The sequence below is a fragment of the Selenomonas timonae genome (assembly GCF_014250475.1).
Taxonomy (GTDB): Bacteria; Bacillota; Negativicutes; order Selenomonadales; family Selenomonadaceae; genus Centipeda; species Centipeda timonae.
The window spans coordinates 506,155-527,201 of the sequence record NZ_CP060204.1; the positions used below are offsets into that span (position 1 = coordinate 506,155).

The following is a 21,047-nucleotide window of genomic DNA, read 5'->3' on the forward strand; positions in this document are numbered from 1 at the left end:
ACAATTCTACACGAATACTTGGCATGATGAAACCCTTTGCACGATTTTCTTTTTCAAAAATACGTAAGAAAAGGACTTTTGACAGTGGCTCAATAAATCTCTATAATCGTGCAGGGAGCATCCCATAATACAGGAAACAGGGAGCAGAATATGACACGCAAACAACCAAAGCACGGCGAGATCTGGCGGCATTTCAAGGGGAATCTCTACCGCATTGAGACAGTGGCGGAGCACACGGAGACGGGCGAACTGCTCGCCGTCTATCAGGCACTCTACGGGACGTACGGCATCTACGCGCGCCCGCTCGCGATGTTCCTGAGCGAGGTCGATCGCGCCAAGTACCCGGATGCAACACAGAAATATCGCTTCGAAAGAGTGCAGCCAAAGGACGCTTTTCTCCTCTGAAAATAAACGCCGTAGTATATGACCATAAATAAAACATAACTGCCATTTATGTTTTCAATGTCAAAGTTTCATAGGGCTTTTGTCCAAAATATAGCAGGAAAAACGGAATAGAGAGAGAATTATAAGAATTCGTCGAAAGAAAGTTTCCGAAATATATTACGGAAACTAATCGGGCTTGTTGATACCCGCAGCAATCCCGAACGAACTGTATGAATAGGAGATGTATTCATGGATGCAGCAATGCTGACATTGGGTGTTCTCGGGGTGGCGGCGTTCCTCTTCGCCACAGAGATTATCCCTCTCGCCGTCACGGCAATGGGCGCGGCGATCGCGCTCGGACTCTTGGGGGTGCTCACCCCGGCACAGGTATTCTCAGGACTGTCCAATTCCACGGTCGTCCTTTTCGCCGGTATGTTCATCATCGGCGCCGCGATGTTCCAGACGGGACTCGCGCAAAAAATCGGCATCGCCGTCGTCAAAAAATCGGGCAATGACGAGCGTGCATTAATGGCGGCACTGATGCTCATAACGATCGTGCTCTCGTCCGTGTCCTCGAATACGGCGACAGTCGCGTGCCTCATGCCCGTCGTCATCCAGATCTGCGCTGCGGCAAAACTGCCCGTCTCACCGCAGCTCATGGCGCTCGCCGTCGCGGCAAATGTCGGCGGTACGATCACGATGATCGGCACGCCGCCGAACATCCTCATGAGCGCGACGCTCGGTGCCTCGGGACTAACGCCGTTCGGCTTCTTCGAATTCGCATGGATTGGTATCCCGCTCTCCATCGCGGGCATGATCTACATGCTCACGATCGGCCGCAAGCTCTGCCCGCGCAAGCTCGTGGACAGCGAGGCGGTCGCAGGTGAGGCGGAGGAGGCAAAGGATCCGCGCAAGATGGTCATCTGCGCCGTCATCCTGATCGGCGTTGTCGTCGCAATGGTGCTCGAAAAGCAGATCAACGTCCCGATGCAGACCTCGGCGATCATCGGCGGTCTCCTCTGCGTCCTCACGGGCTGCCTCTCGGAGAAGCAGGCGTATCAGGGCGTTGACTGGACGACCATCTTCCTCTTTGCAGGTATGCTCCCGCTCGCCAGCGCGATGGATCACAGCGGCGCAGGCAAGCTCATTGCAGACTTCGTCGTCGGACTCATCGGCGACCATCCGTCCCCGATGCTCATCGTCGGTGCAATGTTCGCCCTCTCGTGCGGCCTGACGCAGTTCATGTCGAACACGGCGGCAGCCGCGCTCCTCGCGCCGATTGCGATCTCCATCGCGCAGTCCATCGGCGTCTCCCCATATCCGGTCGTCATGGCGATCGGCATCGCTGCATCCTGCGCATTTACGACGCCGGTTGCAACGCCGCCGAACACCCTCGTTCTCGGCCCCGGACAGTTCCGCTTCATGGACTACGTCAAGGTCGGCGTTCCGCTCGTCTTCGTCTCGCTGATCGTCTGCCTTGTCGTCATCCCCCTCGTCTGGCCGTTCTAATCGAGAGCATATATAGATAAACGGCGTCTCCTTGCACGACCGTGAATGAATCGAACTGAACTGAAAAGTCGTTCACCGCATGACAGGTGTATCCTCGGGTACACCTGTCATTTCATGGCACACAAGGAGAATATCATGAAAAAAGAAGAAATGCTGAACCATCTGAAGGCATTCGACCCCGCGATCTTCACCTTCCTGCAGGACGAGATCCAGCGGCAGCGCTGCACTCTCTCGCTGATCCCGACGGTCAACGCCATGTCGCCGCTCGCTGCCTTTCTCGAGGGGAGTGCGCTCGCAAACAGCACCCTCGAGGGCTGCGGAGCACGTCATGCCAGTTCCGTCGAGGAGCTTGTCCGCACGCGCGCACAGGAACTCTTCGGCAGCGCGCACGCTGTCGTGCGGCTCGGCAACATCGCCGCAGCCTCGCGTGTCGCATTTCTTGCGCTGTTGCAGCCGGGCGATACCGTCCTCTCCTTCAACCGCAGGAAAGAGGAGCACTGTGCGGGGCTGAACTACCATTTCGAGAACTTCGGCATTGACCCTGCCCTCCAAAAGGTGGACTGGGACGAGGTCATGCAGCTCGCCGAACGTGTGAAGCCGCGCCTCATCATCTTCTCGCCTGTCAGCTATCCGTGCGTGCCGAACTACGAGCGGCTCGCCGCCGTTGCGCGCGCCGTGGGCGCATATCTCTGGGTCGACATCGGGCAGTGCGTCGGGCTCGTTGCGGCGGGGCTCATCCCCTCGCCCGTAGCGCTTGCCGATGTTGTCAGCTTCCCGACGAACGACTCGCTGCGCGGGCCTGACGGCGCGATCCTCCTCTGCACGAAGGAGCTTGCGCCGCAGATGGACGCCGCCGTCGCAAACACGGGGCATATCTCCCTGCACATGAACCACCTCGCCGCGCTCGGCTTTGCCCTGCATGCAGCTGCACAGCCGCGCTTCCGCGCGTACGGGGAGCAGGTGCTCGCGAACAGCCGCGCGCTCGCCGCAGCCCTCAAGGAGCAGGGCATCAACCTCCTCGCGGGCGGCACCGAGACCCATCTCATCCTCGCCGCTCCTGCGGCGGGCGTTGACATCGTGGACACGGTGCACGCCCTCGGACGCATGGGCATCTATGTCAAACGCGACAAGATCCCGACCATGCGCCCCGAGATCATGCTCTCCGCGCTGCGCCTCTCGACACTGAACCCGACCACGCGCGGGCTCAAGGAGGCGGACATGTCCATCATTGCCGACGTACTCGCGCGCACCCTCAGCGGGAAATGCCCCGCCGAGGAGGAGGATTCGGTGTGCATGAAGATCGCAAAGCTCCTCATGGACAAGCCCACCTTCTCCGAGGAGTGGATGAACGAGGGCGCAGCCGCACAGACTGTCGCGCCCACCTCCGACACGGGCAGCGTCCATGAGCACGCCGCCAACGAGCGGAAAACGATCCTCAAGAGCTTATTCAAATAACGGAGCATCAAACAACCTCCGACCGCGTGCAGTCGTATGCGGTCGGATTTTTTATCGTAAAATATTCAGAAGCGTCAACAAATGGATGATTTGTACGCCGCATTGTGCTATACTAAAGGAACAAGACTGAACGAATCCCATTTTTACGGAAGAGGAGAATTGCCCATGAAACGTGAAGAAGTCGTCAACCACCTGAAGACATTCGACCCCGAGATCTATGGTCTCTTGGAGGAGGAACGCCAGCGCCAGCGCTACACTCTCTCCCTCATGCCGAACATGAACGCCATGTCGCCGTTCGCGAAATATCTCGAGGGCAGCGTCCTCACGAACAGCTTCTTTGACCGCCACGACGAGACCACGAGCGGCGGCCTCCACCTTGACGCCATCGTGCGCAAGCGCGCCATGGAGCTCTTCCACAGCGACCACGCCATCGTGCGCCTCGGCAACATTGTCGCCGCCTCGCGTGTCGTCTTTCAGGCGCTGCTGGAGCCTGGCGACACCGTCCTCTCCTTCAACCTCAGGAAAAAGGATCACGTCGCGGGACTCTCCTACAACTTTGAGAACTACGGCATCGAGCCGGGCACGCAGGAGATCGACTGGGGGGCAGTACGGGAGCAGGCGGAGCGCGTAAAGCCGCGCCTCATTATCTTCTCGCCCGTCAGCTACCCGCGTACCATCGACTATCAGATCCTCTACGAGATTGCGCAGACCGTCGACGCCTACCTCTGGGTCGACATCAGCCAGTCCGTCGGACTCGTCGCGGCAAAGCTCGTGCCCTCGCCTGTGCCCCTCGCCGATGTCGTCACCTTCTCCACGCGCGACTCGCTGCGCGGCCCCGACGGCGCCGTCCTCCTCACGAAGCGCGACATCGCCGCGCGCATGGATGCCGCCGTCATCAACACGGGGCATGAGGCGCTGCACATGAACCACCTCGCCGCGCTCGGTGTCGTCCTGCGCGAGGCAGGCAGTGAGCGCTACCGCAGCTATGCCGCGCAGGTCGTACAGAACGCACAGGTACTCGCGCGCACCCTCGCCGACCACGGCGCCTCCGTCCTCTGCGGCGGTACGGATACCCACCTCGTCCTCGCCTCTGCCGCCGCCGGCATCGATACAGATGCGGCGGTCAAGGCAATCGGACAGATGGGCATCCGAGTCAAGACCGACAACGTCCCCACGATGAACTCCGGCCTCTTCCTCCACGCCCTGCGCCTCTCGACCTCGAACCCCACGACGCGCGGAATGCGCGAGGAGGACATCGCCTACATCGGCTCCCTGCTCGCAAAACCGCTTACCACCGTCCTCTCCCCTGAGGAGATCGAGAAGACGCGGCAGGAGATCGTCGCCCTCGTCAAGGATGCCCCCGTCTTCTCCGAAGAGTGGATGGGCGACTCCGAGGGCTGACCACACAATATTTGCATAGAAACGCGCCCCACCGAGAATGATCGGCGGGGCGTATTTCGTTGCAGATGAATGCATTTGATGCTATGCTGAAAACAAAAAGGAGGTGCTCACTATGGCAAACGCTTTGGTACAATTTCGCACAGATGAGACGGAGCGGACGAAAGCCGCTGCAATCTGTGCTGCACTCGGCATGGATCTCCCGACCTATCTTCGTATGTGTGTCTCCCGCCTCGTCCGCGAGCGCGGAATCCCGTTTCACATGCATCTGGATGACGCGCCGATGATGCGCGGCATCCGCGCAATGCAGCATGCCTCGATGATTGCACACGAAGAGGGCATAGCATCCAATCGACCCCACCTCTGGGAAGATCTCGATGATCTTCTCCCCAATCGCACGCAGACGGTCGAAGCCCAGCACAAACGCATCCCCGTTGAGGAGGAAGATGCGTTCCACCGCACCGTAGTACCGCCGCGCCTCGCGCAGATCGCGCTCGATCTGCTCCATCGTCTCCACCGCGAACGGCACGTCGCGGTACATCGTGCAATAGCTGCACCGATTGTGGCTGCACCCCTGCGTCACCTACACGAGCAGCGAATCCGCCTCATACGGCGGCCGATAAGTTGTCCCTGTGTATTTCATCGCATCCTCCCTATTTTCATCATGTTACACCTGTAACACTTATATTCCCATTATAGATATCCGCAGGGGCTTTGACAAGAGGCATAGAGCGAGTGATACATTTTCATGGGAATGTATCAGCGCATAGAAAAAGACGCCCCGCAGGGCGTCCTTGTCGTAAAGAGACTCTTTGGCAGGCGTGCCGTTCCCCTGCATCTCTCGGGTTTCCCCTGTCCGTACCAGCGGCGTGTGGTTGACACGAAATTTACCACCTCAAAGAGTCTCTTTCTTTGTCCTTATTATAAATCACTCTCCATGCGACTGTAAAGGATTTTTTGTTGCGCAGATATTTATTCCATTTCTTCTCACTGATTTTTAGAAATGTAATAATTGAGTTGGAGTACCCCTCAGGGTCCTCAACAGTGACAAGCCGCAGAATTAGCTGAAAGCGAACGCCATCCACCCGAAACGCCTTGAGTACAAACGCCGTATGAGGACGATTCGCTTCCAGAATATAATCCGGCTGTATCAACGCATCGGGAAGATACGCAGCATCTCCTCGTAATCCTGTGGATGGTGATCTTTAATATGGTCAATCTGCGCATCCGTAATGATAACCGCATCCGTCGTGATGCAGGGCGTTACAACGGAATAGATTGTGCGGTCAATTTTACAAATAACATGCACGAGATCTATGTCCTCCCATCATCACTGCTCCACCCCGATGATTTCTTTCCATATATATCCCTCTCTGACGCCTGAGTCGCTGTAGAGGATGTCCTCGGCCGCGAAGATCTCGGCGAGGGTGTGAGCGATGACCATGCCAGGGATGATTGTGTGGAGGCGGTCGGGGGCGGAGCGCAGGAGGACGGCGGTATCAGCCTCGCTGAGGGTCTGTCCCGTAGAAAACAGGCCGATCATCGCAGGCAGATGACGCGCGTCGATGAGGCGCGGCGTCTCATCGGGATAAAGCAGCCCATGCATGCGACTCGCGCTGCTGAGGACGCCGCCCATGCCGATCATATGCTGCGCGCGCAGCGCACGCACCTCGGGGGCACTGTCCAGTATTGCTGTGACCGCCGCACGAATCGCCGCACACTCGTCACCACTCGGGAGCAATCCCGCAACGTGCGCCTTCGACATGGCAAGCGAGCCGATCGGGAGGCTCCAACGCCCCTGCATCTTATGCGCCGCATAGGAGATGATCTCGGTGCTGCCGCCGCCGATGTCGACCATGATGCCGTCCGCATGGGCGATGCTTGCGGTCGCGCCGATGAAGTCGTACGCAGCCTCCTCCTCGCCGCTGATGATGCGGATGGAGACGCCCGTGCGCCGCGTGATCTCCTCGGTCGCGGCGCGGCTGTTGGTCGCAGAGCGCAGTGCCGCCGTCGCAAAGGCATGAACGTGCGCGATGCCGAATGTCTCGATGAACTCCATGAAGCCGCGCAGGATCTTGACCGTCTTTTCTACCCCCTCGCGCACGAGCCGTCCGTGCGAGAGATAGCCTGCAAGCCCGACCGTATGCTTGCGTTTCAGCAGGAGGGTGAACTCCCTGCCATCGATCTGGTAGACCGCCATGCGGATGGTGTTCGAGCCGATGTCGATGATTGCGTGCAGCATGGGGCTACCGCTTCAGCCCGCTGCCGGGCACGGGGATGATGACGCGATAGTTGTCGGGCATGCCGTCCGCAAAGAAGGCACGCGCGCCCGCAAGCCCCGCCGCTGCGGTCAGCTCGGCGTAGATGCCGCGTCGGTTGAGTGTCTTTGCCGCCTTGAGGATCTCGCTGTCCTCGACGGCGACGGCATCGCCCCCGCTGCGGCGCAGTGCCTTCAGGATGTCCTCCATGCGTGGCGGCGCACCCACGCGGATGGTCTCGGCAATCGTATTCTTGCGCGGTGTCTCGGGCAGATCGTGGAATGCCTCGACCACGGGCGCACATTTCGTACTCTGCACGCCGACGAAATGCGGCAGGCGGCCGAGCTCTGCAAAGCCCTGATAGAGCCCAAGGAGAAGTGAACCGTTCCCAATGGGGACGATGATGTAGTCGGGCACGTTATCATCCAGCTGGTGATAGATCTCGTGTGCCATGCTCTTGATCCCATCGGCAAAGAGCGGATTGTAGACGTGCGAGGCATAGTAGTCGCTGCCGAGTTCCGCGCGCAGGACACTGCTTGCGTTCATGCGCCCGTTCGGCACGCGCACGACATCGGCACCGTACGCCGTGATCTGCTTTGCGCGCTCGGCAGAGATGTCATCGGGCACGTAGACCCTGCACGCGATGCCCGCCGCCGCCGCATATGCCGCGACCGCCGCGCCCGCATTGCCCGCCGAGTCGACTGCGACACGGTCGATGCCAAGATGTGCAAGCTCGCCGATGAGGCGCTTCGCCCCGCGATCCTTGAACGAACCGGTCGGCTGACGATCCTCCATTTTGAAGTAGTAGCGGCATCCGTCGATGACGAGCGGCAGGAGCGGCGTCTCCACCTCACCGAGCGTCACCGCCTCGTGGCGGTCGCCCGCGTCCATCGCGCTCTGATACAGACGAAAAAGCCCACCGCATTCACACGCATAGGCGTGCGTTGCGACGGGGTATTCCTTTTTGCAGCGCTCACAGTAGAAGTGCATGATGAACCTCCTTCGGAACGTATGAGATTGTAACGATATAGGGAGATAAGCCTCCCCCGCCAATGCGGGAGGAGGATCGCTTGCGGTGGAAGGGGCGCCCCTATCGGCTCACTTCGTTCGCCACTTCCCCCGTCGCGACGGGGGAAGCTAAATTACCGCCCGTCCCCTCATCCGTATGATCCTCGGTCAGCGCGTGGTTGCCGAACATGGTCGTCAGCGTCTCACGCGTGAAGCCGTAGGCAGGACTCGAGAAATCCTGCCGCGGATCGTAGCGGTTGTTCGGCGCACCGAGGAGTCCGCAGACCGTATCGTACATCATATCGTTCGTAAAATACGCATCGCGGCGGGATTCGAGCATCGCTGCACGCTGCGGCAACGCCGCGTGGTACTCGGGCGACAGATAAATGAAGAACGGGATGCGCACCATATCGAAGCTGAACACGTCGGGATTGTGTGAGATCTTGAGATTTTCGCCGTGGTCAGAGAAATAGACCATCGCGCGGAGGTTCAGATTCTTCTCGGCGTAGCTGAAGATCTGCGAGAGAATGTAGTCCGTGTAGAGGATGCTGTTCGCATACGACGGCGCGCTTGTCATCGCCGATTCGCCGTCCTCGGCGGCGAACTTCGCCCATTCATCGGGATAGCGGTTGTTGTAGTAGATATGACTGCCCATCAGATGTAGGACGATGAAGTTATTCACATTCGGGTCAATGCGCGTGAGATACGGGAGCAGGCTCTCGTCATACTTTGTCGTAAAGGTGTACGAATCATCCGTCCACTCCGCCACGTCTGCCGTCTTCGCGACCATCGTGATCGCACTGTCGAACTGCCCGTAGCGCCCCTGATTGCTGAACCAGTAGGTATGGTAGCCGATTTTTTTCGCCACATCGAGGAGCGATGCCGACTCGAAGAACTCCTTGTCGTTGTACTGGCTCTTCTCCGTCAGCGCGCGCTCGAGAACAGGCACCGTCTGCGTCCACGAGGAGTAGGTATTCCGATAGACGAGGAAGCCCTCACGCTCGGCCGCCATCTGCTCCATCCACGGTGTATTCTCATACGGGAAGGACGGCGTATAGTAGTGCATATAGTTGCGCGAAGCAGACTCGCCGATGACGAAGATCACCGTCCCCGGCGCACGTGTCGCAAGGGTATTCTCCATATCGATGATGAGTGACGCATATCTCTCGTCCTGATGCAGGCTATACGACTGCGTCTCCTCAACATAGCTCGTCACATCTTTGTAGAGGCCCGCAATCGAACTCTCGGGGATGAGTGCGACATGTATCCCTGCTGCGGCGATCATGACGAGAACAAGGCTGCCCATGCGCGATCCTTCCGCGCTCGGATAGATGCATCGTGCGAACACGAGGTAGCTGCGGTAGGAGAGATAGATGAGCAACAGCAGGAGGAGTACAACGAGCGCAGCGGGCAGAACCCCCACAGTCGACTGGATATAGTCCCCCGCCTCATGCCAGTTCGTCAGATAGAGCGCCATGAGCGATGCCGGGCTGAGCGCATGCCAGACCGTCATATAATAGGCAATCTGCGTCAGTGGGATGAGCGACATGAGGAAGCCGAGCACAGAGAGGAGCGCTGCCGTCAGCCGCCGATGCCCAAGGTGGAAAAGGACACCGCCCAGTGCCGCGAGCACGAGCATATACGCCGTCCCGATGAGAAAGTCATAGAAGATCAGCGAGCGATACCAGTCCTGCCGATACGTCCACGCATAGAGAAGCGGAAAGGTAAGACACCAGAGCAGCCCGGGCACCATCGCCCCGAGCATTCCACGCGAGAAGAGCGGAACACCCGTCCCATACTGCATGAGCATAAGCGCCGCAAGGACAGGAAGGAGCGCGGGGAGAAAATACTCCGCGCCCATATCCTGCCCCATATTGATGTAACATGCGACGAGCGTCAGAAAATACGCTCCTGCCGCCGCCGCATAGCGGATCCATTCATTTGCCCGCTCTGTCGATACCTTCATATTCTGCCGTACTACTCCATGATAAAGATTTCGAGATCCTGTCTGCCAAACATCAGTGCCTCAGCGTGGCTATCAAATGCAACGTCAATACGATAACCATGTATTGAGCCGCCAACATCCTCCGCCACAGCCTCACCATAGCCCGGAATAAAGACGCGTGTGCCGAGCGGAATGACAGACGGATCAACAGCGATCACGCCGCGCCGTACCATCGTCCCCGTCGCCGTACGATTCCCGTTGCCCGGATCGAACGCACTGTAGCCCGTCGCCGAGACATATACCGAGCGGCTACTGCCGCGGCTGACCTCATGCGCGCGCTCCTCACGAATCCCGAGCGCCACAGGGTCATACGGGACACCGCCCGAAAGCGCAAGATACGTCGCCTGACCGCAGATGCCATCCACCTCGAGGCCATTCTTCTCCTGACAGCGCTCAATTGCCGCGCGTGTAAGAGGGCCTGCAACGCCGTCCGCTGCACCATCGAGATAGCCCCCCCTGATGAGGAGCTCCTGCACATGCTGCACCGCTGCACCGCGCATTCCCTCCTTTACGAGGATATGTGCCGCCTCGGCAGGCGCATGGAGTGCAAGCGGCACAGTCACGGCGAGTGCCGTACCGATCGAGAGTGCTCCTCTGAAGCGCCGCAGCTCCCTGTGCCGCCGCGCTCCCTGTACCAATTTTCGTGCTGCCAAAAGGAGTTTCCGTATCTTCATTCCATCGTGCTCCCTTCACTTTGCGATCTTTATTCTGCGCCGGCCATATGCGGCGCGCGCCAATCATATTACGTTTTGTTGGGAATATTTTACTATAAAGTGGAAGTCACGTCAAACACAGGCAAGCTCGATCTCAGGCGCACGTACAATCAGCCCGTCCTCCGCCGCGTACCGATAGAATAGGCGCAGTCCAGCGATCGTCTCCTCATCCAGCTGCCAAACGACAGCGCTGCCGAGGTATGCCCGCAGCTCTTCGCGCGTGAAACGCCCATCTGCAAGCACCTCGCTGATTGCCGCATCCTTGACCGTCTGCCAGTCGCGAAACGCCGCCGCAATCCGCCCGTGAACGAGCCGCAGCTCCTCGGGATGCGCCGCCGCAAATGCGCGTGCCGCCGCCCAGATACCGAACACCATGCGCATGCCCGTGAGCCGCTTCCATTCGCGTGCGAGATCGTAGATGTAGATCCCATCGGGCGGGTGATGATATAGTTCGAGTGCATCGTCCCCGATGAAGAGCGCGCCCACCGCCCCATCTGGCACGGGGTCAGCCGGCGTGAGCGCCCGTGTTTCATAGACTGGCGCTGCATCATACGCGCGGCGCAGTATGATCTTCAGCAGGGCGTGCGAGGACGCCGATTTATCTGAGAGCAGGACGCGGCCGTCCTTGATCTCCTCGGCGGGGGCGCGCGAGACGAGCAGCACGCTCCGCACATCGCCGTCGGACGCAATGCACACATCAGGCAGGATGAGCAGATCTGCCGCGTGCCGTGCATACGTGATCGAGGACACCCCCGACACATCCAGATTCTTCGCCTCAAGCCGCCCGTTCAGCTGTGCAGGTGAGGCGCGCAGGATATCCAGCCCCTCCGCCGCCCCGTGCGCGAGCGCATACGTCAGCGGCAGCACATTCAAAAACGCGATATGACCCAGCCGCACACTCATACATTCTCCCTTTCTCTCCTCACGGGCCTGTAAACGAAATGTCCGAGAACTGCGGCGCACGCGCCATCATCAACTCCATGCGCCGCGCAAAGCGCTCGTAGAAATCCGTTGCCACAGCAATATTGGGTTGGATGAACACCTGCTCCTGCACTGGAGTCATCTCCCAAACAGACACAGACTCATGCACAAAGGCGCTCGCACGAAAGCGTTCCTTCACACCCGCAAGAGACGGATCATCGTAGTCCAAGACCAGCCGCGCAGCCGTCTCCCGCATCTCCGCGAGCAGCCGACGCATCTCGTCATAACTGTATACGTTATCCTCCAGATTCCACTCAAACTCCACGCCGAGTGGCTCGGGATGCTCCAGCCTGCGGTAGCGCATGGAGCGCTCCTGATTGTAATTCCGCTTGAGGAAATAAAACAAAAACATCTCCACATCGTCTTCATCGATGGAGATTTCCTCAGCCGTACGCCGCAGAACCTGCGTGAAAACCTCATCGCCCGCGCCCGGCAACAGGCCCTCATCGGGAAGTGCCACCGGCATGATCCGAAAACACGCCGAGCCCTGATGCCCCTCCAGAATCTCAATCGTCGAAAGCCTCTGCTCCTCCATGATCTACCTCCGTTCACTCTTCATATCCTCTATTATAATCCTTCTTCGTGGAAAAATACAGTATTTTCACAATCGCTTGTGACACTATGGGAAACAAAAAGACAGCCAAGTGCTGCCTTTCGTGATATAATATCTTTGGTACTATCTATTCGGTAGGCGGTCAATTCAGCCCCTGAAAGGGGGCGAAGCTCATGGAGTTCTACGATTTTTTGTCGTTGGTATTCCTCGTAACAATCTGCATTGTTGCGTTAAAGGCATAAGAAAACCCGCCTGCTCCAGCAAAGTTTAGGCGGGTCTCTCACCAAAACACGTATTGAGGCTGACCGTTTACACGATAGCACCTTTTATACGCTTATTATACGACAGGACGAAGACTGCGTCAAATCATTTTTCTGCCAACAGAGGAGAACAATATGCAGCACGAACAGATTGCACTCGACTATGAAGTCACCGAGCAGAAGGAAGCCCTCTACGAGGCGATTGCCGCGCTCCTCGCGAACGCCCTGCGGCAGATGGAGGACGCAGAAACACACGCGCGTACGCTTCTCTATGACGCCCTGTGCCGTATGTGGAACACACTGCTCGGCACGACTTACCGCACGCGCGAGGAGATCGCCATGCTGCGCGGCGCATATGGACTTGCCCGCGAGCTCCTTGCGGGTATGCAAGATGACGACACGCCCGCCCGCACAGCTGCTCCGCAGGAGATGGACGGCACGCTGCTCGAATCGCTTGCAAGCGTCACATCCGAAGAGTTCCAACACCAACGGGACGCACTGATCCGCATCCTCACCGAGGGACGCACGCCCGCCGAATCCCCGCAGGCGTATCTCATTGCAGGACAGCCCGGCGCGGGCAAGACCACGATGGCAGATCTCTTCACACGCGCGCACGCGGCCAACATCATCTTCATCAGCGGCGATGCCTATCGCCCATTTCACCCGCACATTGCGGAGCTCCGTGCGCACTTCGGTGACGATGCCGTCCTCCACACGCAGGAATTCGCGGGCAAAATGACCGAGGCACTCATCGACGTACTCAACGCACAGGGCTATCACCTCATCATCGAGGGCACGCTCCGCACACAGGAAGCGCCGGTGCGCACACGAGAGCTCCTCGCCGCGCGCGGCTATCGCGTCTCGCTGAATGTCCTCGCCGTCCCGCCCATCCTCTCATACCTCGGCACGCTGCGCCGCTATGCGCGCATGCGGGAATTCGGCATGCATCCGCGCAGGACGCCGCGCGATCATCACGACCGCGTCGTGCGGGACATCGCCGCAAACCTCGATGCCCTCGACCAGATGCACCGATTCGATGCAATCCGCCTCTATGACCGCACAGGTGCTTGTCTGTATGAGGAGAACCAACAGGGAGGAAGCCCCGCCGAAGCACTCCGCCGCGCAATGGCACGCCCCTTCTCCGCCGAAGAGCGCGACGACCTCCGCCGCATTTACGCGCCCTATGTGCCAGAAGAGCTGCTTGATGAGGCGCTGCACTCCTACTGAGTTCTGCAGCAAAAAAGACAGCCGAAGCTGTCATACTGTGCTATAATAGCTGTGGTGCTATCTATTCGGTAGGCGGTCAATCGAAGCCTTAGATCGGCGGTGATTGGCTATGAACGAAACAAATGTAACTCTGTTGCTGTTCATCGTTCTAGTTTTACTTTTAACCAAAAAGTAAACCGCCCCTAGGAGTCCAATCTATAGGCGGTTACTTTTCCACTATATAAGGGCTGACCGTTTACACGATAGCACCTTTTCTACGCTCATTATACGACACGAGAGAAAATCCGTCAAATCATTTTCGCCGCATCGGTCAAGGAGGATTTTATATGAATCAGAACAACAAATACACCGTCATCACAGGCGCGAGCGCGGGCATCGGCGCCGCCGCAGCAACGGCATTTGCCGCGCGCGGACACAATCTCGTCCTCATTGCGCGCCGTACCGAGCGGCTGCACGCGCTCAAGGACAAAATTCACGCAGCGCATCCGTCGCTCGACATCATCGTGAGGACTGCCGATCTCTCCGTCCCCGAGAACGTCATACACCTCTATGACGATCTGCGCACACTCCCGATCGGAACGTGGATCAACAACGCCGGCTTCGGCAGCTACGGCATCGTCGGCGCACAGGAGCTCGGCAAAATCACGCAGATGATTCACCTGAACATCGAGGCACTGACCATCCTGTCCACGCTCTTTGTACGCGACTTTGCCGATGTTGCGGATGCGCAGCTCATCAACATCTCCTCTGTCGGCGGCTACCAGATCGTCCCGACCGTTGTCACCTACTGCGCGACAAAATTCTACGTCAGCGCCTTTACCGAGGGGCTTGCCCACGAGCTGAGCGCACGCGGCGCGAAACTCCGTGCAAAGCTCCTCGCCCCCGCCGCAACGCAGACCGAGTTCGGCGCCGTCGCGAACGACAACCCCGCCTACGACTACGACAAGGCGTTCGGCACCTACCACACGAGCGCCGAGATGGCAGACTTCCTGCTCACCCTCTACGACAGCGACGAAACGCTCGGCATCGTCGACCGCGAGACCTATACCTTCCGCCTGTGCGCACCACAGCTCCCCTATGCCGGCAATTCCGCGCGCAATCAAAAGGTATGATGGGGCAAAGGATGCGTGCGTCTTCCCCGGTTGAAAATCTCCCCGTGCGCCGTTATAATGGAAGCAAAGCAATACACTGCGAAAAAGGAGCGCTTACAATGAACGAAATCGCACTCAAATACGGCTGCAACCCGAACCAGACCCCCGCACGCGTCTACGCGGACGGAGGACTGCCCTTCACCGTACTGAACGGCCGCCCCGGCTACATCAATCTGCTCGACGCACTGAACAGCTGGCAGCTCGTCCGCGAACTGAAGGAAATGTCGGGGCTGCCCGCCGCCGCATCGTTCAAGCACGTCAGCCCCGCAGGTGCGGCGCTCGGCCTCCCGCTCACGGAGACGCTCGCGCGGGCGACCCATGCGCCGAAAGGCGAGCTCTCGCCTGTGGCGTGTGCCTATGTGCGTGCACGCGGCGCGGACCGCATGAGCTCCTACGGCGACTTTGCCGCCGTCTCGGACATCTGTGACGAGAGCCTCGCGGAGTTCCTGCGCGGCGAGGTCTCCGACGGCATCATCGCACCGGGGTATACGGAGAAAGCACTTGAAATCCTAAAGAGCAAGCGCAAGGGCGGCTATCTCATCCTCCAGATGGACGAGAGTTACGCGCCGCCCGCGCTGGAGCGCAAGGACGTGTACGGCGTGACCTTCGAGCAGCAGCGCAACGAAGTAGCGATCACAGAGGACTGCCTAACCGACCGCCCGACGGCGAACAAGGACATCCCCGCCGAGGCTCGCCGCGACCTCCTGCTCGCGCTCATCACGCTGAAATATACCCAGTCCAACTCGGTCTGCTACGCCGTCGACGGACAGGCGATCGGGGTCGGCGCAGGACAGCAGTCGCGCGTCCACTGCACGCGCCTCGCGGGGAACAAGGCGGATATCTGGCAGCTGCGCCAGAGCCCGCAGGTGCTCGCCCTCCCGTTCAAGGACGATGTGCGCCGCCCCGACCGCGACAACGCCATCGACGTATACACGGCGGGTGACGAGGACGACTACGCCCTGCTCACGGCGGACTGGCAGCGGCTCTTTACCGAGAAACCCGCACCGTTCACGCGTGCGGAAAAGCGTGCCTACCTCCGCACCGTCAAGGGGGTCGCGCTCGGCTCGGACGCATTCTTCCCGTTCGGCGACAACGTGGAGCGTGCCCACCAGAGCGGCGTTTCCTACATCGCACAGAGCGGCGGCTCCATCCGCGATGACAACGTCATTGAGACGTGCGACAAGTACGGCATCGCAATGGCGATGACCCACATCCGCCTCTTCCATCATTGAGATACATCACCTCCGTTTTCCGGCCTCCCCCGCACGATATGAGGGAGGCTGTTTCATTTCACTGAATGTTTTTCGCATCCTATTCTCATATATCGTTCTGTTATTAAATATTTCTATTTGATTTTCCTATCAGAATTGTGCTATCATTCTGCTATCTGTTGTATAATAAGTCTCATTTTCTATTCTACAGGAGGTATACGGAATGAACCGATCACACCGCCGCCTTGCTCTGCTCGGCATGGCGCTCAGTACGGCATGTTTTGGTGCGCACGCATACGCAGCCCAAACAATGCAGATGGATATGCACGGCACGATGAACAGCACGCCCGCTGCCGCTGATGACGGAATGTACGAGTTCACCCTCGATGAGGTCATCATCACGGGCTACCGCACGGCAACGCCGCTCACCCTCTCCACCGACCCGCAGCGTCCGCGCCAGCCCATTCCCGCCGCCGATGGTGCAGGTTACCTCAAGACCATCCCCGGCTTCTCCGTCGTCCGCAAGGGCGGGCTCGGCGGCGACCCGATGATGCGGGGCATGGGCGGCTCGCGCATGGTGATGGATATGAACGGCGGCGGTATGTCGGGCGGCTGCCCGAACCGCATGGACCCCACATCGACCTACGCATTCCCCGAGACGTTCAGCCGCATCATCGTGAACAAGGGGCCGCAGAGTGTCCGCTATGGCGCGAGCGTTGCGGGCAGCGTCATCTTCGAGCGCGAGACGGAGCGTTTTGAAAAGCCCGGCGTACGCGGCAACATCTCCGTCCTCGGTGCATCGAACCACCGCTTTGACGAGCTGACCGATGTCACGGCAGGGGGAAAAGAGGGCTACGCGCGCATCATCCAGACGCGCAATTATGCGCGTGACTACGCAGACGGTAGCGGACGCCGCATCCACTCCGGCTACGGCCGCCACAGCCTCACGGGCATCGTCGGTCTCACGCCCGACCCCGACACCCTCTTTGAGGTCTCCTACGACCGCAGCCGCGGCTGGGCGAAGTACGCACACGGCATGATGGACGGCAGTCAGTTCGACCGCGACAGCTACGCCGTGAAGTTCGAGCGGGCGCATCTCTCACCCGTCGTGGAGAAACTCACGCTGAATTTCAACAACGATACCATCGACCACATCATGGACAACTACACATTCCGTCCGGGTGGAATGATGGGCACGGATGTCAAGCGCGTGCAGTACGGTATGCGCGCCGTCACCGACCTGCGCTTCTCCCCGCAGGCAACGGGCGCCGTCGGCATCGATCTGCGCCGCGACGCACACTATTTCGCCGAGGCGCACAGACGGCTGAAGGGGTCGCCGAACAACGACATGGACATCAAGAATTTCGGCATCTTCCTCGAGTACAACCGTGACCTTGCCGCGCGCAGCCGCCTGCGCACAGGACTGCGCTATGATCGGACGGAGACGGACTACCACAACGCCCGCTTCCGCAATCCCATGGGGATGCTCATGCGCAACCTCGTTCCCGGCAGTGCGAGCGATCACGCCGTCAGCGGCTTCGTTCGCTGGGAAAACACGGCAAAGAAGCAGCCGCTGACGTTCTACGTCGGCCTCGGCCACGCGGAGCGCCCCGCCGACTACTGGGAGGCGTATCACACGTGGGCGGCCTACAGCAATCGCCGTCTCGGCATGAACGCCACCCCCGCCGCCACACGTCCGCGCAAGGAGAAGAATACGCAGCTCGACCTCGGCTGGGTCTACGCGGGCGAGAAGACGAATGCAAGTCTCTCCCTCTACTATGCGCACATCCATGATTTCATCCTGCGTCTGCCGCAGATCGGCATGGGCATGAATGCACGCACCCCCTACGGCAACGTGAATGCACGCCTCTACGGCTTCGAGGCGGAGGTCACGCGCACCGTCTCTCCGCGCTGGACGCTCGGCGCATCGCTTGCCTACACGCGCGGCGACGACCGCACGAACGATGCGGCGCTCCCGCAGATCGCCCCTCTCGAGGCGACGCTCACGGCGAAATACAGCCACAAGAAGCTGGAGACGAACGCCGTCTGGCGGCTCGTCAGCCACCAGAACCGCTTCCACAAGGGCTACGGCAGCGTCACGGGCACGGACTACGGCCCGACGGGCGGCTTTGGCATCTTCTCCCTTAGTCTCGCCTACCGACCCGACGAGAACCTGACGTTCTCCTTCGGTGTGGACAACCTCTTCAACAAGACCTACGCCGAATTCGTCAACTACAGCGAGGCGGCAATCGCCTCCCTCGGCATCCCCGCCGGCGGTCACATCACAGAGCCCGGACGCACCTTTTGGTTCAAGAGCAGCTATAAATTCTGACACATATTTCCCGACGAAGCTGCCACATCGTGCGGCGGCTTTTTTTCTTCCCCTTTTCGCTCCTCTATGCTATAATAAATTATTATTGGAATGATGCGCACAGAATGGGGAGGTGATTGGTCGTGATCGAAGCGGCCAAAACATTCGAGGAATATATTAAGAAGGAAAATATCACGGGCTTCCAGATCCGTGAGGCGGGCGACGACCGCAATACCGCCATCTTTGAGAGCGAGATCGAGGTCGAGGGGCGGCGGCTCCCGATCGTCGTCATCATCGACTCCACCGCATACGCCACCATTCGCATCCGCCTCGCTCAGAACGCTGTCGACGACACGAACGCCATGCTGCTCACGGGCTGGCTCATGCGGCAGAATCAGGACAGCCGCCTCGTGAAGTTCTATCTCACCTCCGACACCACCATCCTCGCCGACGTCGTTGTCCCGCACAACCCCGAGGCATTCGACCCCGAGGTCATGGTGAGCGTCCTGCGCGTCTTCATCCGCGACATCACAAAGCTCATGCCCGAGCTCGCGTTGCTCCTGCCTGAGGAGTGAGACATTCGCGTTTGACAAAACGCCGCGAATCTGCTATGATACTCAACATCGCGGGCATAGTTCATCGGTAGAATGAAAGCTTCCCAAGCTTTAGAGGTGGGTTCGATTCCCATTGCCCGCTCCATATGAGAAGATAGGGGCTGTTGCACGAAGGTAAATTTATCTTTGTGCAACAGTCCATCTTTTCGTATAGGGGCAGATCGGCGAAACAACGGTAACGAAAACTTGTACCTCTACAGAAATAGGGCACACGAATAAGGACGATTGCAATGCTCGCCCTTATTCGTGTGCCCTTATTGGTTTCTTTCCAACGTCTTCTTATGCCGCTTCTCTCAATGATACCAGATGCCGCTCCAACGTGCCGCTCTGTATCTTTTGATGCAGTTTGAAGACGTTGTGTGCCAGTGCCAGCAGAATCGTCTCACCCAAGACATTCGCACGCCCCCTCGTAAGAAAGCGGCGAAATCCAAAGGCTCCCTTGATCTGTGCAAAGACACCCTCTGCCTGGATGCTGCGGTTCATCCGCAGGACGATGCCTTCCGTGCTCTTGATCCGTGCAAGGTTCTTTGCACGCTCTCGTTGAAAGACCTTGGCAACCTCCAATCTCTTGGTTCGTTCCTCCATTGGTATCTTGCTGTGGTTGCCATGGATGCACTGCTTCTTTCTTTCGCAGCCGTTGCAGTCGGTACACGTGTACATGGTCTTTTCGCTCACATACCCGCGCGCACTCTTTGTCCTGCGCGTCCCCGTCACAACAAGTCGCCGCCCCTCAGCGCACCGGTAGACATCCTCCGCCGCAAGGTAGTTCATGTTCTCCCGCCGCCCGATGTCCTGCTTCCATTTGCGCTTCTTGCTCACTTCGTAGTTGTTCGGCTTGATGTAGGAGGCCTGTCCCTTTTCCCTCAAATACAGGTAGTTCTCCTCACTCTCATATCCTGCATCGGCGACGAGTTTTCGGCTCCTTTTTCCGATGTGTGCATGAAAATCCTCCAAAAACGGGATGAGTGTCCGTGTATCTGTTGGGTTCGGGTAAACACCTGCCCATACGATAAAGGATGCCTCCACGCCATATTGCAGATTATATGCCGGCTTTAACTGACCGTTCTTCATTGCATCTTCTTTCATCCGCATGAAGGTTGCTTCATAATCTGTCTTGGAAAAGCTGTTGCGCTCCCCACAGATGTGCAGTTTCTTTGTGTAGTCCTTCAGACGGCTGATGTAAGAGTCCAATGTCTCCATGGTACGCTGAAGCACGGTCTTTCGTCTTCCACTCCCGTAAACGAAGATGATGTTTTGCTCTTTTTGGATGCGTTTCAAACGTCGGCGCAGACGTTTCAGATGGTGCAGGCGAATCTCAGAGCCACGGCGCAGGTGAATACCGAACTCTTTTTCTACGCCGGCAAGAAAGGTGTCGAGTTTCTCCATGAGTTTGGTACGGTTCTTTGCAACGCCTTTTTTCCAAACGAAGGTGTACTTGCCCGCAACGGCTTCGATCTTTGTACCGTCGACAAAGAGGTTCTCAAACGAGATGGCTCCAACGGATGCAAGAAACTGTGCCATTTGTGCCAGAATCTCCTTGGCGCAGGGGGCAAAGTGATCCCTGCGAAAACGGGCAATGGTTGTGTGATCCGGTGCGGGTTGCCCTTCGAGCAGATACATGAAGTGGATGTCCCTTAGGCATACCTCCTCGATGCGGCGGGAACTGTAGATTTGATTCATGTATGCGTAGATGAGGATGGCAAGCAGCTGATGCGGTGATACGAGATTCCGCTCGGCACGCCGAAAGCTCCTGTACAGTGGTGTAAGATCCATTTGATGGATGCAGTGGAGCAGGAGGCGAACGGGATCGTCCTTCTTGATTTGAAATTCAAAGTTGAGGGGGAGGCTGGGTTGAAATGTGCCTCCGTAGGATGTATAATCCTTATGTAAAATTTGTTGCATACTCATATTTTACGCCAGAAGCCGGTGTTTGAAAACACCGGCTTCTGTGTTTTTTCACAAAATTGAGGCTTCTGCACGTTGGTTTCGTGCAACAGCCCCCTATTATT

The 21,047-nt window shown here is 58.4% G+C and carries 18 protein-coding genes and 1 tRNA gene; 11 read left to right on the plus strand and 8 right to left on the minus strand.

Going from position 1 to position 21,047, the window contains the following annotated elements; genetic code table 11:
• Window positions 1–150: 150 nt before the first annotated feature.
• From H1B31_RS02375 to H1B31_RS11350, 5 genes are all read left to right on the plus strand, one after another.
• The gene (locus H1B31_RS02375; RefSeq protein WP_185980756.1) at window positions 151–405 is read left to right on the plus strand and encodes a DUF1653 domain-containing protein; all 255 of its coding nucleotides are present in this window, start codon (window positions 151–153) and stop codon (window positions 403–405) included.
• A gap of 228 nt (window positions 406–633) precedes the next feature.
• On the plus strand, window positions 634–1,893 hold the full coding sequence (locus H1B31_RS02380; RefSeq protein ID WP_185980757.1) for an SLC13 family permease: 1,260 nt from the start codon (window positions 634–636) through the stop codon (window positions 1,891–1,893).
• A 135-nt stretch (window positions 1,894–2,028) separates the two neighbouring features.
• Window positions 2,029–3,348 (plus strand): serine hydroxymethyltransferase, encoded by a 1,320-nt coding sequence (locus H1B31_RS02385; RefSeq protein ID WP_185980758.1) that lies wholly within the window; start codon window positions 2,029–2,031, stop codon window positions 3,346–3,348.
• 165 nt (window positions 3,349–3,513) lie between these two features.
• Entirely contained in the window at window positions 3,514–4,749 is a 1,236-nt protein-coding gene (locus tag H1B31_RS02390) for a PLP-dependent aminotransferase family protein (protein ID WP_185980759.1), read from the plus strand.
• Between the two features lie 112 nt (window positions 4,750–4,861).
• Window positions 4,862–5,425 (plus strand): type II toxin-antitoxin system RelB/DinJ family antitoxin, encoded by a 564-nt coding sequence (locus tag H1B31_RS11350; protein WP_226372132.1) that lies wholly within the window; start codon window positions 4,862–4,864, stop codon window positions 5,423–5,425.
• 471 nt (window positions 5,426–5,896) lie between these two features.
• Here the strand turns inward: H1B31_RS11350 and H1B31_RS02400 are convergent, their stop codons facing one another.
• The 7 genes from H1B31_RS02400 to H1B31_RS02430 form a co-directional block, all read right to left on the minus strand.
• Window positions 5,897–6,055 carry a hypothetical protein gene (locus H1B31_RS02400; protein ID WP_185980760.1) on the minus strand — a complete coding sequence of 53 codons (159 nt, stop codon included), beginning with the start codon at window positions 6,053–6,055 and terminating at the stop codon, window positions 5,897–5,899.
• A gap of 21 nt (window positions 6,056–6,076) precedes the next feature.
• The gene (locus H1B31_RS02405; protein ID WP_185980761.1) at window positions 6,077–6,988 is read right to left on the minus strand and encodes a Ppx/GppA phosphatase family protein; all 912 of its coding nucleotides are present in this window, start codon (window positions 6,986–6,988) and stop codon (window positions 6,077–6,079) included.
• A 4-nt stretch (window positions 6,989–6,992) separates the two neighbouring features.
• Window positions 6,993–7,994, minus strand: a complete 1,002-nt coding sequence (locus H1B31_RS02410; RefSeq protein ID WP_185980762.1) for a pyridoxal-phosphate dependent enzyme — start codon at window positions 7,992–7,994, stop codon at window positions 6,993–6,995.
• 100 nt (window positions 7,995–8,094) lie between these two features.
• Window positions 8,095–9,978 (minus strand): phosphoethanolamine transferase, encoded by a 1,884-nt coding sequence (locus tag H1B31_RS02415; RefSeq protein WP_185980763.1) that lies wholly within the window; start codon window positions 9,976–9,978, stop codon window positions 8,095–8,097.
• Window positions 9,979–9,989: 11 nt separating this feature from the next.
• Window positions 9,990–10,691 (minus strand): 3D domain-containing protein, encoded by a 702-nt coding sequence (locus H1B31_RS02420; RefSeq protein WP_185980764.1) that lies wholly within the window; start codon window positions 10,689–10,691, stop codon window positions 9,990–9,992.
• Between the two features lie 111 nt (window positions 10,692–10,802).
• A complete protein-coding gene (locus H1B31_RS02425; RefSeq protein WP_185980765.1) occupies window positions 10,803–11,633 on the minus strand; it encodes a menaquinone biosynthesis protein in 831 nt (276 codons plus the stop codon).
• Window positions 11,634–11,652: 19 nt separating this feature from the next.
• Window positions 11,653–12,246, minus strand: coding sequence for a hypothetical protein (locus H1B31_RS02430; RefSeq protein WP_185980766.1), 594 nt, complete (start codon window positions 12,244–12,246; stop codon window positions 11,653–11,655).
• A gap of 413 nt (window positions 12,247–12,659) precedes the next feature.
• Between H1B31_RS02430 and H1B31_RS02435 the strand changes: the two genes are divergently transcribed.
• The 6 genes from H1B31_RS02435 (at window position 12,660) to H1B31_RS02460 (ending at window position 19,123) form a co-directional block, all read left to right on the plus strand.
• Window positions 12,660–13,751, plus strand: coding sequence for a zeta toxin family protein (locus H1B31_RS02435; RefSeq protein WP_185980767.1), 1,092 nt, complete (start codon window positions 12,660–12,662; stop codon window positions 13,749–13,751).
• A gap of 326 nt (window positions 13,752–14,077) precedes the next feature.
• Window positions 14,078–14,863 (plus strand): SDR family NAD(P)-dependent oxidoreductase, encoded by a 786-nt coding sequence (locus H1B31_RS02440; protein WP_185980768.1) that lies wholly within the window; start codon window positions 14,078–14,080, stop codon window positions 14,861–14,863.
• Between the two features lie 98 nt (window positions 14,864–14,961).
• Window positions 14,962–16,134: a phosphoribosylaminoimidazolecarboxamide formyltransferase gene (locus H1B31_RS02445; protein WP_185980769.1), complete on the plus strand. Its 1,173-nt coding sequence runs from the start codon at window positions 14,962–14,964 to the stop codon at window positions 16,132–16,134.
• A gap of 202 nt (window positions 16,135–16,336) precedes the next feature.
• On the plus strand, window positions 16,337–18,445 hold the full coding sequence (locus H1B31_RS02450) for a TonB-dependent copper receptor (RefSeq protein ID WP_185980770.1): 2,109 nt from the start codon (window positions 16,337–16,339) through the stop codon (window positions 18,443–18,445).
• A gap of 122 nt (window positions 18,446–18,567) precedes the next feature.
• Window positions 18,568–18,999, plus strand: a complete 432-nt coding sequence (locus H1B31_RS02455; RefSeq protein ID WP_185980771.1) for an LktC family protein — start codon at window positions 18,568–18,570, stop codon at window positions 18,997–18,999.
• Window positions 19,000–19,049: 50 nt separating this feature from the next.
• A tRNA-Gly gene (locus H1B31_RS02460) sits at window positions 19,050–19,123 on the plus strand.
• Between the two features lie 194 nt (window positions 19,124–19,317).
• Here the strand turns inward: H1B31_RS02460 and H1B31_RS02465 are convergent.
• The gene (locus H1B31_RS02465; RefSeq protein WP_185980772.1) at window positions 19,318–20,946 is read right to left on the minus strand and encodes an IS1182 family transposase; all 1,629 of its coding nucleotides are present in this window, start codon (window positions 20,944–20,946) and stop codon (window positions 19,318–19,320) included.
• Between the last annotated feature and the right edge of the window lie 101 nt (window positions 20,947–21,047).